The 15,972-nt window shown below is 52.8% G+C and carries 14 protein-coding genes and 1 tRNA gene; 9 read left to right on the top strand and 6 right to left on the bottom strand.

What is annotated here, in order from left to right; genetic code table 11:
* Positions 1–30: 30 nt before the first annotated feature.
* From ABNT34_RS04685 to ABNT34_RS04675, 3 genes are all read left to right on the top strand, one after another.
* Positions 31–762, top strand: a complete 732-nt coding sequence (locus tag ABNT34_RS04685) for a dienelactone hydrolase family protein (protein ID WP_348729267.1) — start codon at positions 31–33, stop codon at positions 760–762.
* Positions 763–859: 97 nt separating this feature from the next.
* On the top strand, positions 860–2,824 hold the full coding sequence (locus ABNT34_RS04680) for a S9 family peptidase (protein ID WP_348729266.1): 1,965 nt from the start codon (positions 860–862) through the stop codon (positions 2,822–2,824).
* Between the two features lie 244 nt (positions 2,825–3,068).
* Complete coding sequence (locus ABNT34_RS04675) at positions 3,069–4,367, top strand: hemolysin family protein (protein ID WP_348729264.1); 1,299 nt, start codon at positions 3,069–3,071, stop codon at positions 4,365–4,367.
* A 37-nt stretch (positions 4,368–4,404) separates the two neighbouring features.
* Here ABNT34_RS04675 and ABNT34_RS04670 read toward each other — a convergent pair whose 3' ends face one another.
* On the bottom strand, positions 4,405–4,803 hold the full coding sequence (locus tag ABNT34_RS04670; protein ID WP_348729262.1) for a hypothetical protein: 399 nt from the start codon (positions 4,801–4,803) through the stop codon (positions 4,405–4,407).
* A gap of 77 nt (positions 4,804–4,880) precedes the next feature.
* Positions 4,881–6,752 carry a DUF885 domain-containing protein gene (locus ABNT34_RS04665; protein WP_348729260.1) on the bottom strand — a complete coding sequence of 624 codons (1,872 nt, stop codon included), beginning with the start codon at positions 6,750–6,752 and terminating at the stop codon, positions 4,881–4,883.
* Positions 6,753–6,886: 134 nt separating this feature from the next.
* Between ABNT34_RS04665 and ABNT34_RS04660 the strand changes: the two genes are divergently transcribed.
* Positions 6,887–8,128, top strand: a complete 1,242-nt coding sequence (locus tag ABNT34_RS04660) for an MFS transporter (protein ID WP_348729258.1) — start codon at positions 6,887–6,889, stop codon at positions 8,126–8,128.
* Here the strand turns inward: ABNT34_RS04660 and ABNT34_RS04655 are convergent.
* From ABNT34_RS04655 to yegD, 3 genes are all read right to left on the bottom strand, one after another.
* Positions 8,064–8,768 carry a pseudouridine synthase gene (locus ABNT34_RS04655; RefSeq protein ID WP_348729256.1) on the bottom strand — a complete coding sequence of 235 codons (705 nt, stop codon included), beginning with the start codon at positions 8,766–8,768 and terminating at the stop codon, positions 8,064–8,066. The two genes, ABNT34_RS04660 and ABNT34_RS04655, sit on opposite strands and share 65 nt — an antisense overlap.
* A gap of 6 nt (positions 8,769–8,774) precedes the next feature.
* Entirely contained in the window at positions 8,775–10,184 is a 1,410-nt protein-coding gene (locus ABNT34_RS04650) for a DEAD/DEAH box helicase (RefSeq protein ID WP_348729254.1), read from the bottom strand.
* Positions 10,185–10,307: 123 nt separating this feature from the next.
* Positions 10,308–11,627 carry a molecular chaperone gene (gene yegD, locus ABNT34_RS04645; RefSeq protein ID WP_348729252.1) on the bottom strand — a complete coding sequence of 440 codons (1,320 nt, stop codon included), beginning with the start codon at positions 11,625–11,627 and terminating at the stop codon, positions 10,308–10,310.
* 149 nt (positions 11,628–11,776) lie between these two features.
* On the opposite strand from yegD, the gene ABNT34_RS04640 reads away from it, so the two are divergent.
* The 4 genes from ABNT34_RS04640 to ABNT34_RS04625 all read left to right on the top strand — a co-directional run bounded on the left by ABNT34_RS04640 (position 11,777) and on the right by ABNT34_RS04625 (position 14,090).
* Positions 11,777–12,370, top strand: a complete 594-nt coding sequence (locus ABNT34_RS04640; protein WP_348729250.1) for a FlgO family outer membrane protein — start codon at positions 11,777–11,779, stop codon at positions 12,368–12,370.
* A 27-nt stretch (positions 12,371–12,397) separates the two neighbouring features.
* Positions 12,398–13,111: a FlgO family outer membrane protein gene (locus tag ABNT34_RS04635; RefSeq protein ID WP_348729248.1), complete on the top strand. Its 714-nt coding sequence runs from the start codon at positions 12,398–12,400 to the stop codon at positions 13,109–13,111.
* Between the two features lies 1 nt (position 13,112).
* Positions 13,113–13,922 (top strand): FlgO family outer membrane protein, encoded by an 810-nt coding sequence (locus ABNT34_RS04630; protein WP_348729246.1) that lies wholly within the window; start codon positions 13,113–13,115, stop codon positions 13,920–13,922.
* 92 nt (positions 13,923–14,014) lie between these two features.
* Positions 14,015–14,090 (top strand) — tRNA-Arg (locus ABNT34_RS04625).
* An 8-nt stretch (positions 14,091–14,098) separates the two neighbouring features.
* Here ABNT34_RS04625 and ABNT34_RS04620 read toward each other — a convergent pair.
* The gene (locus ABNT34_RS04620) at positions 14,099–15,295 is read right to left on the bottom strand and encodes a flagellar assembly protein T N-terminal domain-containing protein (protein WP_348729244.1); all 1,197 of its coding nucleotides are present in this window, start codon (positions 15,293–15,295) and stop codon (positions 14,099–14,101) included.
* Positions 15,296–15,449: 154 nt separating this feature from the next.
* On the opposite strand from ABNT34_RS04620, the gene ABNT34_RS04615 reads away from it, so the two are divergent.
* Positions 15,450–15,902, top strand: coding sequence for a flagellar biosynthesis protein FlgP (locus ABNT34_RS04615; RefSeq protein ID WP_348729243.1), 453 nt, complete (start codon positions 15,450–15,452; stop codon positions 15,900–15,902).
* The last annotated feature ends 70 nt before the right edge of the window (positions 15,903–15,972 follow it).

The following is a 15,972-nucleotide window of genomic DNA, read 5'->3' as shown; positions in this document are numbered from 1 at the left end:
TTTTAGCCATCAAGCCTTCCAGAGAATGTTATGCAGATCCATACCACCACTGTCGAATTACCCACGCCAACAGGCCCGATGCGGGTTGCGGTTTATCAGCCGAAAACGGCAAAGCCTTGTCCGGCGGTGCTGCTTTACTCCGAAATTTTCCAGATCACTGCGCCAATAGCGCGGATGGCAGCCATGCTGGCGGGCCAGGGTTTATTGGTGCTGGTACCCGAAGTATTTCATGAACTGAATCCGGCCGGTACAGTGCTCGCCTACGACGATGCCGGCAAGGATAAAGGCAATCAGGATAAATGGACCAAACCGCTAGGCCAATACGACAGCGATAACCGCAGCATGATTGAGTACCTGGCAACGCAGCCATTATGGAATGGCAAATTAGGTGCGATGGGTGTCTGTATTGGTGGTCACCTGGCGCTGCGGGCAGCGCTGCAAAGCGAAGTACAGGCAGCCCTGTGTCTGTACCCGACGGATTTACATAGCGACACACTACCGGCGGGTGCTGCCGGTCAGACTTTAGCCCGGGTTGGTGAAACCAAAGCGCATCTGGTTTTTGTGTTTGGCCGGCAGGACCCGCACGTGCCGGAAGCCGGACGGCGGCAAATCCAGCAACAGCTGCAGCAGGCCGCTGTCAGTTTTGACTGGCATGAAGTCAACGCCGAACACGCTTTTATGCGTGATGAAGGCGAGCGTTATGACCCGGCGCTGGCGCTGTGGGTGTACCAACGCGCCCGCGAACTATTTCTGCAGATGTAACAAATAGTGTTTGGATGTTTTCGGGAATTTTGTTATTTATTTGTGTTGATAGATTTAAAAGATTCATAAATAACAAACTGATCAAAAGGATTTGTCGATGCGCTTATCGTTAAAGCCGCTGTTATTGGCGGTGTTTTGCAGCCTGTGCAGCCCAGTTTCTGTTGCTGCAGCCCCAGATTTACCCGTCTTGCTTGGCAAAGATCCGGCGATTTTCGATTTCAAAATTTCGCCGGATGGCCAACATCTCGCAGCCAAGATTATCCACGAAGATCGCATTGCGCTGGTGTTTTTTGACCGGCCAACCATGAAAATGCTCAACTCGATCAAAATGGGTGGCGATGGTCAGGTCGGCGAATATCATTGGGTCAATAATGAACGGGTGATTTTTAAGCTGACGCAAACCGACCCTTGGCAGCAGGAACCGCAATACTTCGGTGAGCTGTATGGCGTCAATATCGATGGCAGTAAACGCGGTTTGTTGTTTGGTTATCGTGCCGGCGAACAGCAGGTTGGCAGTAATTTTAAAGCCCGCGAGGCCCGCCGCGCCTGGGCTGAGTTTGTCGATGTGGTGCCAGATGAAAACAACCGCATTTTGATTAAAAGTACGCCAATGACTTTTGATGGTGCTGCTGTGCCTGAAGTGCTGGCGATGGATATTTTTAGTGGCAAGTTTGTTTCCCGCGGCCGATTGCCGGTGTCGCAAGGCGAAGTCAAAACAGGCCCAGATGGCCGGCCACGGGTTGTTGCTGGCCTCAACAGCAACGACGAAACGGAGGTTTATATTCGTGAAGCTGGAAGCACCAGCAACGACTGGACTCAGTTTCCGACGCAGCAATATGGTGGCACTTTTACCCCAGTCGCCGTGACCAAAGATAACAAAGCGCTGTATGTGCTCGACAACAGAGATAAAAGCCAGACCGGTTTACACAAACTCGATTTAACCAGCGGCAAATTCAGTGATGTCTATGTCGACCCAATAGTGGATGTCTCTGACTTCATTACAACTACAGATCAGCGCGCTGTATATGGTCTTAAAGTTGATGATGGTCGGCCGTCGTATTTATTACTGACAAGCGAATACGATGAAGCCAAAGTATTTAAAGACCTTCTGGCGACCTTTCCGGGCGAAAACGTCAATATTACCAGCCGGACTGCGGATGGAAAAAAGTGGGTTGTATTCGTCAGTTCTGATGTGAATCCGGGCACTTATTATCTGTATGACCATGAAAAGGTCAGCCTGGCGAAGCTTTCGGATACAAAACCGCACTTGGCAGGAGTGAATTTAGCGCCGATGGAACCGGTGAGTTTTGCTGCCGCTGACGGTTACAAAATCCATGGTTATCTGACCAAAGCGCCACAGCAATCTTCGGAAAAACCACTGGTCGTGCTGGTACATGGCGGACCGCATTATGTGCGGGATCGTTGGGGTTTTGATCCGGAAGTGCAGTTTTTAGCCCTGAGCGGTTATAACGTGCTGCAGGTCAATTACCGTGGTTCAGGCGGTTATGGGCAGCTACATCAGCAAGCCGGTTTTAAACAATGGGGTGGTCTAATTCAGCAGGATATCATTGATGGCACGCGTTGGGCTGTGGCACAGGGCCACGCCAAGGCCGGCAATATTTGCCTGATGGGCGCTTCTTTTGGCGGGTACTCTGCCGTGCAGGCTGCCACCATGGCGCCGGACCTTTTCAAATGCGGTGTTGCTGTCGCCGGCGTTTATGATTTGCCGCTGATGAAAGTCAGTGGTGATACACCGGAAGCCTATTATGGCAAAGCATTTTTGCAAAAAGTATTGGGGGATGACCAGGCGCAGCTGGCACAGTTTTCGCCGGTTCAGCAAGTTGGAAAACTCAAAGCAGAGCTGCTGATCATGCATGGTGCGCGCGACGAACGGGCGCCGATTGAGCATGCCAAACGTTTAAAAGCTGCTTTGGATAAAGCTGGGAAACCATACCAATGGCTGGTTTTTGAAGATGAAACTCATGGCTTCTACTCTGAAACCAACCAGACTATTTATCTGAAAAATGTGCAGGATTTTTTAGCGAAACAGCTAAAACGCTGACCTCCGGCCTTGGTGTCAGCACGGAAAAAGCAGCCCGCCTTGTCGCGGGCTGCTTGTTTGATGCGGGCGTTACAACAACAGCGTTAAAGTATCCTCAGCGATAACCAGCTGAAATAAAACAATTAACCGCCTATACTGCTGACTCAGGTGCATAATGCGCCTGTATGACAATTAAATGGCTGTTGTCATTCGGTTGTCAGAGAAGGTTGCTACGTTAGAACCAGTCCAAGTAAAAGGCAGATCCATGTCGTTAGCTGAACATATCTTTATCATTTTGCTGCTGATTACGATCAGCGCATTTTTTTCCATGTCTGAAATTGCGTTGGCAGCGGCGCGCAAACTCCGCTTGCGCCAGCTGGCTGCTGATGGTGAAACCCGCGCCAGTCAGGTGCTGGAACTGCAACAACATCCCGGTAATTTTTTCACCATAGTGCAGATTGGCCTCAATGCCGTGGCTATTCTCGGCGGTATTCTCGGTGAAGCCGCTTTTACGCCGTATATCGCCGATTTGCTGCGTGGTGCTTATGACGGTGTCTGGCTGGAAAATATAAGTTTTGCGTTGTCGGTGCTGCTGGTCACTACTTTGTTTATTTTGTTTGCTGATTTGATGCCGAAACGGCTGGCGATGCTGGCGCCGGAACAAGTGGCGCTGGTGGTGGTGCGACCTATTCTGACCTTGCTGGTGTTGCTCAAACCGCTGGTATTTTTATTTAACAGCGTGGCGAATCTGGTGTTCCGTTTGTTTAATGTGCCTATTCACCGTAAAGACCAAATCACGCCGGAAGATATTATTTCGATGGTGGACGAGGGCGCTGAAGCCGGGGTGCTGCAGCATCAGGAACACAAGCTGCTGGAAAACGTCTTTGATATGGAGCAGCGTACTGTCACTTCCGCCATGACGACGCGGGAAAGTCTGGTGTATTTTATCCTCGGTGAAGCCGAAGACAGTATCCGGCAAAAGCTGCTGGATTCACCGCATGCGCGTTTTCTGGTCTGCGATGCCAGCCTGGACCGGGTGGTCGGGTACATCGAATCGCGTGAACTGTTAGTGCAGGTATTAAACGGCTTGCCAATCTCCATCACGCATCCGGGCATGTTGCACACGCCGTTGATTATTCCGGATACTCTGTCGCTCTATGAAGTGCTGGAGCATTTTAAAAGCAGCGGCGTCGATTTTGCCGTGATCCTGAACGAATACGCCATGGTGGTCGGCATGATCACGCTCAAAGACGTGATGAGCATTGTGATGGGCGAACTGGTGCATTCGGAAGAAGAACAAATCGTTAAACGTGACGACGACTCCTGGCTGGTTGAAGGTTTGACGCCACTGGATGACGTGATGCGCTCGCTCGGTATTGACGCTTTTCCTGATCAGGAGAACTACGAAACCATCGCCGGTTTTATGATGTATATGTTGCGCAAAATCCCCAAACGTACCGATTCAGTCAATTACTGTGGATACAAGTTTGAAGTGGTGGATATCGACAGCTACAAAATCGACCAGTTGCTGGTGACCAAAATCAGAGCGGAAGAAAAAGCCTGATTGATTTCAGGCTTTTAGCTCTCAAAGAAACGAAGGACTAAAACAGATACCGGTACAAACTGGCGCCGGTCAGGATCAGATAACTGACCGCAACCGTTGGTTTTAAGCCTGCTTTGATATAACCGCCAATCAGACCGGCGATGCCTGGTCTTTGCGCCTGCCAGCTGCTTTGCCACTGACAGGCGATCTCCAGCCCTTCGCGCATCGCCGCCTCTAACGCCAGTAATCGTGCGCCGGCACGGTCTTGCTGCGCTTTCCACAGCGCTTCGTTCAGCCAGCAAAAACCAATCAGGCCGGCTTGCAACACCACAGTACTCTCCGTTTGCACCAGCCAGAGCCACAAGGTGAGGCACAACAGCCGCAGCCACAGTGCATGTTTTTCCATCTGATCATAACTTTGCTGCAGCTGCAGCCATTCTTGCTGGTTGGTGAGCATCGGGACATTCCTTCGCGGTATTTTTTTGCGGATTCAATAAAACCAGCCTGCGGCAAAATCACAGGCTGGTCAAGCGGTTACTGCTGCTGTTGCTCGATCCACTGATCGGTTTGCTGTTCGAGGATCTGCATCGGCATAGCACCGCCCAGCAACACCATGTCATGGAAAGCGCGGATATCAAATTTGTCGCCAAGCGCGGTGCGGGCTTTTTCACGCAGTTCGACAAATTTCAGCATGCCGAGTTTGTAACCGAGCGCCTGTCCAGGCCAGGCCATATAACGTTCGATTTCACTGATCACATCCGAAGATGCAGTGCCGGTGGTTGATGCCATGTACTGAATGGCTTGCTCGCGGGTCCATTTTTTCGCATGCAGACCAGTATCTACCACTAAACGCACTGAGCGGAACAGCTCGGCTTTGAGCCGGCCCAAATCACCAAACGGGTCGTTTTTATACATACCCATCTCGGCAGCAACCAGCTCAGAATACAGACCCCAGCCTTCGGCATAAGCATTATACGGTGCGATGCGTTGCAGCAACGGTAATTGTTCCTGCGCCAGGTTCAGCGCGATTTGCCAATGATGGCCCGGGTTGGCTTCATGATAAGTCAGGGTTTTTAAATCGAATTTGGCATTGGCTTTCATGTCGGCCAGATTAATCCAATAAATCCCCGGTTTGCTGCCATCAATGGCCGGTGACGTGTATTGGCCACCGGCGGCGCTGTCCTGAATTTCTACCGGAATACGCCGCACTTCAACTTGATAAGGCGGCCGGGTTTTAAACTGCTCGCTGATGCGGCCATCCATCTCTTTGATATAACCGTTTAAGTCGGCCAGCAGCTGAGCACGGCCAGCGTCTGAATCTTCGTATAAAAAGCGTGGTTCTTCATTCAGTGCCGCCATGCGGTCGCCAACGCTGCCTTCGCGGTAGCCATTGGCTTTGAGGATCTTATCCATGGCTTTGGTGATACGCGCCACTTCGTCCAGACCAATCTGGTGGATTTGTTCCGGCGTTAAGTTGGTGTCACCAAGCTGGCGTACCGAATAGGCGTAAAATTCACTGCCATTGGGCTGTGCCCAGATACCGGCTTCAATACGGGCATTGGGCAGCGCCGCTTTGACTTTGTCATGCAGCTGCTGATAAGCCGGTGCAACGACAGTCCCGATTAATTCTGCGGCTTTATTGAGCAGCTCTGTTTTACGGGTTGCGTCTATTTCATTGACCGCGTTGAGTTTTTTCTCGAAATCTAAATACAGACTATGCGCCTTGGCATCCGCCTGCGCATAAGTGCTGAGAATTTTCAGCGACTTATCCAGCAACACCCGCGGTGGCAGCCAGCCGCTGGTTAAATCGGTACTGAATTTATCGCCAACAGAACTCAGCGCCGGGCCAAACTGGCTGAGCCGCTGCAGATAATTTTGCGCATCCTGAGCGTTATTAATAGGGTGCGAATTTAATAAGGCACCTGGCATATCGATGGTCGGGCCGTTGATTTGGTTAACAATAAATGGTGAATGACCCATCCACATATCAATGTAACCCTGCGGGAATTTGCTGTCACCGGCGTAAAACGCCAGGATATTCGTCATCACTTGCTGGCTGATGGCATCCTGTGGCAGCTCCGGCAGCGGCAGTGCGCTCAGTGCTTTGGCGTTGTCGCTCATGCTCTGGCGCAGCGCGTTTTCGCGGCTGCTGTTGTAAAACTCCATTTCGGCAGCAAATGGCTTGCCGACTTGCGCCTCGCTCAGGCTGTATGCCGACGCGCTGAGTGGCCGGGCCTGAAACAAAGCCTGAGTTCCGGCCTGATAATAGTCTTTGGCATAAGGACTGTTGGTAGTGGCCGGAGTGACGACTGGCGCCGCTGCGGCAACGGTGGCTGGTTCTGGTGCCGGTTTGCAGCCGGCCAGCAGTGCGGTGGTGATGGCCAGCGCACACAGGGATAAACGCATGGAAAAGTCCTCAGAGATCAAACGGAGAAAAGTCGTTATCATACACTTTTTGGCTGTCACCGCATGACTTCTGGCCCTAATCACCGGCCAGTCTGGCCAGTTTTTGTGCGGTTGGTGTTGGGGAGAATTAACTGATGTATGGCAAAGGCAGCCGGCAATACCGGCAAATGACCGCAGTACTGAGTTTTGCCGCTGTGGTGGTATTTGCCAATCTGCATGCGTTGCAACCCTTATTGCCAGAGCTAAGCCGGTTATTTCTGCTGACGCCGCTGCAAGCAAGCTGGAGTTATGCCGTTGGCACTTTGACGCTGGGTTTGTCGCTGCTGTTTTACAGCGCCGTGTCCGACGCCATTGGCAGGCGGACTTTGCTGGGGATAAGCCTGCTCGGCATGACTTTTAGTACTGTGCTGCTGACTCAGGTCGAATCATACAGCGCCTTGTTGTGGGGCCGCGCGTTACAGGGATTTTTCTTAGGCGGGTTGCCGGCGATTGCCGTCGCTTACCTCGGTGAAGAACTGGAAAAACCAGCGCTGCTCAGTGCGGTCGGGATTTATATCAGCGCGAGCTCTCTAGGCGGCATCTCCGGCCGGGTGCTGGCGGGGTTTAGTGCCGAGCTCGGGCACTGGCAATGGGTGTTCTGGTTGTGGAGCCTGCTCGCCATCCTGCTGTTGCTGGCATTCTGGCGTTATTTGCCGGCGTCGCAGCATTTTGTCGCTAAGACATTTTCTGCGCGCCAGGCGCTCAAAGACAACTGGTTTCATCTGCGCCAACCGGTGTTACTGCTGACCTTTTTACTCGGTGGCCTGAACTTCTTTATCTATTTAAATCAATATACTTATATCGCTTTTGTCCTAGCGGAACCGCCATATGCGCTCAGTTCCGGCTGGATAGGCCTGCTGTTTTTAACTTATCTGACCGGCACCCTGGGGTCGGCCATTTCCGGCAAAGCGGCACGGCGCATGGCGATGCCACAAGGCATGGCTTTGGGGGTGGTGATTATGATGGTGGGTACTTTGTGTACTTTACTGCCAGGGTTGGTGTTTATCGTGCTGGGATTTTTTATCAGTGCTTTTGGCTTTTTCTTAACCCACAGCCTGGCGACCGGCTGGGTCAATCAACATGCGACAAGAGCCAAAGCCAGTGCCAGCGCGCTTTATCTGGTGTTTTATTATCTGGGCGCCAGCACAGGTGGTTTATATCTGCATCTGTTCTGGCAATGGCAAGGCTGGGCTGGGGTAGTGCTGGGGTCATTAATCGGTTACGGACTGGCGCTGTGGTTGTGTGCACGCCTAAGAGGTTTTCCGCTGCCGGTTATGGCTGCTGCGCCGCCAATATCACCTGCTGCGGCTGCAACTCGAGTAACTGACCGGCGCTAAGCGCTGGTAAATACAGCTGACCAATGTGGGTGCGCTGCAGCAGGGTTACTTTTAATCCGAGCTGTTTGCACATGTAGCGGATCTGGCGGTTTTTGCCTTCGGTCAGGGTCAATTCAAGCTGATTCGGTGCGCTGAGGGTTGCCAGACAGGGCCGGGCTTCAATCCAGCTTGCACCCGCCTGATAACGCATACCCAAGCGGAGCTGCTGCAGCATGGTCTCGGTCACTGTTTTATCAACATCCACCCGATAGGTTTTTTGGTGTTGTTGCGTCGGATGCAGCAGGCGCTGGGCAAAAGGGCCGTCATTGCTCAGCAATAACAAACCACAACTGTCTTTATCCAGCCGACCGACCGCGAAAACGCCGGGTGGCAGCTGTTGAAGCAGGGCGGCGATACTCTGCGGGTCATCCGGGCGCACATTACAATCAATACCCACAGGTTTGTGGTAAGCCCAGTAACGTCTGGGCGGCACCGACGGTAGCAACTGACCGTCCAGCCAAAGTGCTGTTTCCGCCTGTACCCAGTGTGACAGTTTCAGTGTATTTGGTTGCAGGCGGCCGGTGTCCAACAACGCCTGATGGCAGCCCGGTGCTATACCGGCCTCCGTCAGACGTTGCCACAGACGCTGGCGCTGGCTCATTTGGCGTTAAGCCGAAGTGCCTTGTGGCTTGCGGGCCGGGCGGTTTTGCTGTGGCCGGGCCGGGTTCTGGCCCTGACCGCTTGCCTGTGGCCGGCGCTGACCCTGTGGCTGGCCTGGACGACCTGAAGGGGCGCCTTGACCATCGGCTTTGGCTGCCGCAGGTTTACGCGGCGGACGTGGCGCGCCCTGACGCGGTGTGGCACGCTCGCCGGCCGGGCCTTTTGGCTGTGGCCGTGGCGGACGCGGCGGCCGCTGCGTCAGCTCTTTGTCGTTCAGCTGTAAAGTTGGGTCGACTTTAATGCTGCCTTGCGGGATCTTCATGCCAATCAGCTTTTCGACTTGTTTCAGCTGGCTGACTTCATCCGGATACACCAGTGACACGGCGAGGCCGGTCATGCCGGCGCGACCGGTACGGCCGATGCGGTGCACATAGTCAGCGGCGCTGCGTGGCAATGTGAAGTTGACTACATATGGCAACTGCGCGATGTCGATGCCACGGGCCGCAACGTCAGAGGCGACCAGCACGCGAATTTCGTTGGATTTAAATCCGGCCAGCGCCGCGGTACGCGCATTCTGGCTCTTGTTGCCGTGAATAGCGGCCGCGCTGATACCGGCTTCATTTAATTTGTCGGTCAGGCGGTTGGCTTCGTGTTTGGTCGCCATAAATACCAGCACCTGTTTCCAGTCGTTTTGCGCGATGAGCTGGATCAGCGTCGCCGATTTCTGGCCTTTCGCGACCTGATAGACTTGCTGCTCAACTTTTTCTGCCGTGCTGTTTTGTGGCGCCACGCTGATTGATTGCGGGTTATGCAACAATTTACTGGTCAGCTGTTTGATATCGTCAGAGAACGTGGCGGAGAACAGCAGGTTTTGCCGCTGTTTTGGCAGCAATGCCAGAATTTTTTTGATGTCGTGAATAAAACCCATGTCGAGCATGCGGTCGGCTTCATCCAGCACCAGTGTTTGTACCTGATTGATTTTCAGCGCATTTTGGCCGATTAAATCCAATAAACGGCCTGGGGTTGCGGTCAGAATGTCGACACCGCCGCGCAGCGCCATCATTTGCGGGTTGATGGATACACCACCAAATACCACCAGATGTTTTAATTTTGGCTGCAGATATTGACTATATTTTGCCACTTGTTCACTGACCTGAGCAGCCAGTTCACGGGTTGGGGTCAGAATTAATGCGCGGACCGGACGAGGCTGACTGACCGGCTGGCTCATCAGCTGCTGCAGGATTGGCAGCACGAAACTGGCGGTTTTGCCGGTACCGGTCTGAGCCGCAGCCATCAGGTCACGGCCGCTCAGTACTGCAGGAATTGCCTGCTGCTGGATTGGCGTTGGCGTGGTGTAGCCAGCTTCAGTGACGGCCTGTAACAGCTTCGGATCTAAATTTAACGCAGAAAACGACATATCAACCCCAGGTAGCACAGCGCGCCGGGGTGGGGCTGTACGAAAAAGTCGCGCATTCTACCTTGGATGCAGGGCGCTGGCTATCTTTGAGTCCGGATTTCTCAGATCCTGCAGCAGAAAGAACTAGCCAAAATGCAACGCTGCCAGCGTGCACAAGCCTTTACCGACGGAACCGAAGCGATCGCCGGCGATCAGCGGCACATCGGGTAATAAATGTTGTAACTGCCGCTTGACGCCGGGCGCTGCCGAAGCGCCACCGGTTAAAAAGATTTGGTCTGGCTTGACGCCGGCTGCAGCTACACACTCGTTGATGAGTCCGCGTAGCCCATTCATTTCGACATAAAGTGCGTGGTCCAGCATGGCCTGATCCAGCACGGTTGCCAGCCCTGACTGTAGCCGGTCCAGTTGTACTTGTGTTGCTGCGGCTTCGGCCAGCTCGATTTTGGCCTGCTCAGCCTGTTGTACCAGGTAATAACTCAAATGTTGCTGATGCAGGTGTTGCAGCCGTGTCACCAGCGCGGGCTCTGCGGCAATCTCCAGCAACTGCGTGATCTGTTTAGCGCTCGCCGGCTGATAAAACTGTTCCTGCGCATAAATATCGATAATGTTGACTGCGTCGCTGAATAACGCCGATGGCAGCGGTTTGCCGTTTAACGCCAGACTACCGCGGCCCAGTAAAGGCATCAGACCATAAATCGCCAGTTTGATGTCCATATCAACACCGCCTAAACGCCGACCGGCATGGCTTAACAGGTCTTTGCTGCGATCGGCCACCCGGGCATGGCCTGGTCCGAGCCGGATCAAACTGATATCTGAAGTACCGCCGCCAATGTCGACCACCAGTACCAACTGTTCAGCCGTTAAAGTGCGTTCGTATTCAACTGCTGCGGCCACAGGCTCATAAGCAAACTGCACTTCACGAAAACCGGCCTGGGCAGCAGCATGACGGAGCAGCGCCTCGGCGCGGGCGTCGCCATCGCTACCATCGATGCCCTGAAAATGAATAGGCCGGCCTATCACGGCAAATTCAGCCGAATGCTGATTATTATGACCGGCACTCTGATCAGCGCGTCGGTGAATGTGCGTCAGCATCAGGCTACAAACCTGCTGATACAGCTGAGTTTGCAGCGGGGTCAACCGTGAACCCAACATTGATTTGGGCGAGCGGATAAATACACCGCCTAACGGCGCGGCACTGTAACGGTCGTGGGCGGCCTGACCGAGCAAAGCACGATCAGGCTGGCGTAGTAATTGCGCTAACGAGGGTTTCTTCTGCTCTTCATCTTCGGCGTCAAAATCATCCGGCCAGGGCAGATATAAGGCGGAACTCAAATACGGCGAGTTTGCACCGAGCGCTAACAGCTCTGGTTGCCCGCCAGTGTCTAACCGCCCGGCGGTACAGTTTGAAGTGCCAAAATCAATTCCAAGATAATTTGTATGCATTACAGCGTGGCCCAAAGCAGAAAAGCGCCGCAGTATAACAGCAGATGTGCGGCATTTTTAGCGCTGCGAACACAGATATACACACTCTGGCAGGTTTTTTGCTCATGCCAGAGTAGCAAATCATTTTAGGCGAATTGTCCGGAGGTCCTATGCGACATTCCAGCTTGATCCTGTTGGCTTGCAGCCTGTTGTTGGCTGCCTGTCAGCAACAACCCGAGCGGCAGCAAACTGCCGCTGCGGTGCAGGAAGTGGCCGTAGGCCCAATCCTGATGTATACCGAACGCTTGGCCGGCCGGCTGTTTGCCGGTGTACAGCCTCTGCCCAAAGGTGCGGTGGCTGTGGTGAGTTTTACCGAATTACGTTCCCTGACGCCGGACCCGTACAATTTGTCGCAGAATTTGCTCGGTCTGCAATTACAGGAAAGCATGATAGCGGTGGCCAGTCAGCGCGGTTATCAGGTGAAGGAGCTGCGCACCGGTCAGGCAGTTGAAGTATACGCGGATCACGAACGCCTGCTGACCCGCGATTTAACTGAGTTGGCTGCACAGCAGGCGGTGCGTTATGTCATCGTCGGCACGCTGAATCAGGCTGAACAATACACTACAGTCAATGCGCGGATGGTCGATATACAAACCAATACTGTCGTTGCTGCAGCGTCTGATTTGATCCCGGCAGAAGTATTAGGCGCAACCGAGCAGGTGCAGTTGCGTCAGCAAAAATTGTATCGTCAGAGTGATTATTAATCGCGCCAGAATAAGTTGGAACCAGCTATGAAAAAAATTCACGGTCTTTTGCTGCTATGTCTGAGCTTGTCCGGTTGTGCAACCTGGGAGCGTTACTCATTGTTGACAGGCTCAGAGCCGGAACCGGCTGAAGTGGAACTGGCCGCGCCTGAGCAACAAAAAGCCCGGCCGCAGTATTTTGTCAGCCCGGCGTTGTACGACGGCGCCGCCTATCAGGCCACTCAGCAGTCAGCGCAGAAGCTTCAGTCGCAATATCAGCCACAGGCTGCGGTTAATGTGAATCATTATGTGCAAAGCATGATGCACGATTTGGTCGCCAATCTGGATTTGGTGAACCCGCAGATGGTCATTGGCATGACCAGTTTTGTCTATTTGGATGGTCCCTTTGACCAGACGGATTTATTGGGTAACCAGCTCTCAGAGAGTTTTATGCACGAAGTGCATCAGTTTGGCTTAGGCGTCATCGATTTTAAAACAACGGACTACATCCGGGTCACGCCACAGGGCGACTTCGTCTTCAGCCGCGATTTTATGGAATTAAAAGAAGAACAGCCGATTGAGTTTGTATTAGGCGGCACTTTGGTACGTCATCAGGGCGGCACGCTGATCAACGCCCGTTTAGTCTCAGTGGCCAGTAAAAAAGTGGCGGCGACTGCACAGGGGTTTATTCCGCAGAATGTCGTGGATGCCTTGTATCAGTCTGGCGGCTCAGAAAAGCTGTTGCTGAAGCAAGGTGAATAATATGAACAAAACCTGGTTGGGTCTATTAGTGTTCGGATTAAGTGGTTGCGCGCAGTTATGTGACTGCCAGAAAACCTCTGCAGCGCAGAACAAACCCGATTCGTCTGCGCCGGCGGCCGTCGAGTCGGTTCCTGCTGAACCAGCTGTTGGCAGCGATGGTTATGTACTGGAAGACAGACCTATGGCCGAGGCGGAGCCAGTTGGCACTGTTCAGCGCCAGTCACAGCTTGATTTGGTGGCACAGGATCCAAATGCCCGGCCATTTCTGGCAACAACGCCAGCGCCAGCCCGTCTGAGCCGGAAAATGCTGCCGTCCGAGTTTCCAGTAGCCGTTGAGGGGCAGCCGCTACCCGCTTCGATGTATCCCAACCTATCGCACAGTAAAAAGCAGCTGTCGGATTATGCCAGTCAGCTCGGCTTTAAACTGGCGGCATTTGACGTGTTAAAAGGTGCAAAAGTGGGGGTGACCAGCTTTGTCGAATTTGATGACAGTCTGCAGCGTAGTAATGCTTTGGGCAATCAATTCGCTGAGGCGATGGCCACAACTTTACCGCAGCACGGGGTTGAAGTGATTGATTTTAAACTGACACGTAAAATAACCGTCAGTCGGGAAGGCGATTTTGCATTGTCGCGCGATGTGCGGCAATTATCAGAAAAATCTGGCATGGATTACATTCTGGTCGGCACGCTGGTGACAACAAGACGTGGTGTACAAATCAATAGCCGGATTGTCTCAGTGAAAGGGCAACAGGTCGTCGCAGCTGCAAGTACTTTATTACCGCATTTGGTGCTGCAACAAATTCAGCCATAAAATAATGGCCGGATCTAAGCCGGCCATTATTTAATCTGTTGATTTTCTGATGATTCACAGGCCGTTAGCCATCTGATAGACTCATGCCGTTTTGCCCTGTAGTTAAACTGGATATAACGGGTGCCTCCTAAGCGCCAGTCGTGAGTTCGAGTCTCGCCGGGGCAGCCAGTTCTCTGTTAGTCGTCTGTGGCATCCACAGCATCACCAAATTCATCGACCGGTTGTCGTGTCGGCATCGCTAAATCACCTGCCTGAATGTTCGCTAACAACTGGGAACCGACACTTTCGGCCCAGGCCGCTTCGCTGCTGAGCTGAGTAATTCGGACCGTCAGTTCAGTGACCGCCAATAACGGCTGGATCCGGCCGAAACTGTCCGGAACTTCACGGCGATGCACCAGTTTAAAGGTATCACCAATTTGGGCGCCATGAGCTTTGCCGATGCTGAGCAACACCTGGTTTTCTTTCACTTGCGTGACTTCTGCCTGCAACGGTTCACAGCGGATGGCTTCTTCGACATCCATTGCAGCGGCATTTAAGATCCGCTCAGCAGCTTGGCCATAAGTGGTTTCCCAGAAGCGGTGATAACTCGGGTCCATTTCAGTTGATTTGCGGAAAGTCCAGACGGAAGTAGTCTGATATTTCTGGCTAAATACAGTTCTTTCTTCTGCTAAATCAAATACCTGTACTTGCAGATGATAATAGCGATCCCGGTCTGCGTCGGTCCAGAAGGTCCAGTTAGTCCCGGTACTGCCGCCTAACGACACGTCGTCGATACTGGCTGTTAAAATGTAGCGGGCGCCGAGCTGCTGCTGCAACGCCTTACGCTCCAGATAGCTCAGGGCAGTAACGTCAACAGGATTGTTGTAAGGCGCCGGCCAGCTGCTATGGCCCACTTCTTCCAGTTTGCTGCTGAAAACTTTGCCGCTGACTTTACCGATATTAAACAGGTCGCCGACGATGGCCTGCTCCGGATTGGCCAGCCGGAACGGCGTGATAAGCAGTTTTTTCCGATAGGCTAAGGTAGGGCAAACTGCTTCGGCAGGTTCAATGTCGGCGCGAATGGTCACTTCAAAATAACCATCCCGGGTCGCTTCAGTCACCAGCTGGACGTTTTGCACTTCGCCGCTGCTTTCAACTTGCAAACTTTCTTGTGTCAATAATCCGTCGGTGACTTGCTGCACACTTCGGACGCTGACCCCGGCAAACAGCAGGGCGCGTTTTACGGCATCTTCAGTTGCCTGCGCTCTGGCCGTCGCTTCGTCACCCTGGCGGATGGGCGCCCGGCCTGTGGTTTCATACCATTGCGCTTGTGCGGGCAGCTGATACAAGCCGAGCAAAGCGGGTAGCAATAGTTTGACAGGGGTTGACATCATCGGGCTCCGGAATGCGTTGTTCCTCATGACTAAGCAAAGACTGTGCCTTGCTGGCAAAAATCTGTTGCGACTCGTGGTGTTGGCGCGAAATCTGCAAAGTAACAACCAGACAGCCGGTTCGATTTGCCGGTGCAACAGATACTGGAGAATTCCGATGCGCGCAGCCCTTGTTATTTTGTCGGTCGCTTTAATCTCAGGTTGTAGCATGTTTTATGACCGTGAAGTGCAGTGGGAAACTGTGCCGCCAAAAACATTCCCGGTGCTGAAAGCTGTGGGTTACGCGCCACTGGCTGAGCAAAAAGCCGACAGTGCTGAGCAGCGTATGTTAATGGCGATGAAAGCATCAAAACTTGAAGCTTACAAAGAGCTGGCGGAACAGGTCTACGGCCAAAAAGTAGACTACAAAGTCACGATGCAGCAGGCTGTCGTTGGCAACGATAAATTAAAAGGGTCGATTCAAGGTGTCATTAAGGGCGCCAGAGTCGTTAAGACCTATCCGGTTGGCGAATTCTATGCGACTGAAATGGAGCTGGATTTTAAGCAGGTTTATGAAATTTATCAGAATTCAGCGCCAGTACGCCGTATCAAATCTGTGAAATACTATTGACGCAGTGATTTTAAATGATTGAAACATCTGAGCAGGGGCGGAAAAGGGACAGCTTGTTGATAGTGTTCAA

Origin of the sequence: Rheinheimera texasensis, from assembly GCF_964031785.1 — a bacterium.
Classification (GTDB): domain Bacteria; phylum Pseudomonadota; class Gammaproteobacteria; order Enterobacterales; family Alteromonadaceae; genus Pararheinheimera; species Pararheinheimera texasensis_A.
The sequence above is the reverse complement of the archived record's forward strand: the minus strand, read 5'-3'. Positions and strand labels throughout refer to the sequence as shown.

Excerpts from the sequence above, each read along its gene's own strand:
- ABNT34_RS04685 (WP_348729267.1), top strand. The coding sequence starts at position 31 with ATGCAGATCCATACCACCACTGTCGAATTACCCACGCCAACAGGCCCG.
- ABNT34_RS04680 (WP_348729266.1), top strand. The coding sequence starts at position 860 with ATGCGCTTATCGTTAAAGCCGCTGTTATTGGCGGTGTTTTGCAGCCTG.
- ABNT34_RS04675 (WP_348729264.1), top strand. The coding sequence starts at position 3,069 with ATGTCGTTAGCTGAACATATCTTTATCATTTTGCTGCTGATTACGATC.
- ABNT34_RS04670 (WP_348729262.1), bottom strand. The coding sequence starts at position 4,803 with ATGCTCACCAACCAGCAAGAATGGCTGCAGCTGCAGCAAAGTTATGAT.
- ABNT34_RS04665 (WP_348729260.1), bottom strand. The coding sequence starts at position 6,752 with ATGCGTTTATCCCTGTGTGCGCTGGCCATCACCACCGCACTGCTGGCC.
- ABNT34_RS04660 (WP_348729258.1), top strand. The coding sequence starts at position 6,887 with ATGTATGGCAAAGGCAGCCGGCAATACCGGCAAATGACCGCAGTACTG.
- ABNT34_RS04655 (WP_348729256.1), bottom strand. The coding sequence starts at position 8,768 with ATGAGCCAGCGCCAGCGTCTGTGGCAACGTCTGACGGAGGCCGGTATA.
- ABNT34_RS04650 (WP_348729254.1), bottom strand. The coding sequence starts at position 10,184 with ATGTCGTTTTCTGCGTTAAATTTAGATCCGAAGCTGTTACAGGCCGTC.
- yegD (WP_348729252.1), bottom strand. The coding sequence starts at position 11,627 with ATGCATACAAATTATCTTGGAATTGATTTTGGCACTTCAAACTGTACC.
- ABNT34_RS04640 (WP_348729250.1), top strand. The coding sequence starts at position 11,777 with ATGCGACATTCCAGCTTGATCCTGTTGGCTTGCAGCCTGTTGTTGGCT.
- ABNT34_RS04635 (WP_348729248.1), top strand. The coding sequence starts at position 12,398 with ATGAAAAAAATTCACGGTCTTTTGCTGCTATGTCTGAGCTTGTCCGGT.
- ABNT34_RS04630 (WP_348729246.1), top strand. The coding sequence starts at position 13,113 with ATGAACAAAACCTGGTTGGGTCTATTAGTGTTCGGATTAAGTGGTTGC.
- ABNT34_RS04620 (WP_348729244.1), bottom strand. The coding sequence starts at position 15,295 with ATGATGTCAACCCCTGTCAAACTATTGCTACCCGCTTTGCTCGGCTTG.
- ABNT34_RS04615 (WP_348729243.1), top strand. The coding sequence starts at position 15,450 with ATGCGCGCAGCCCTTGTTATTTTGTCGGTCGCTTTAATCTCAGGTTGT.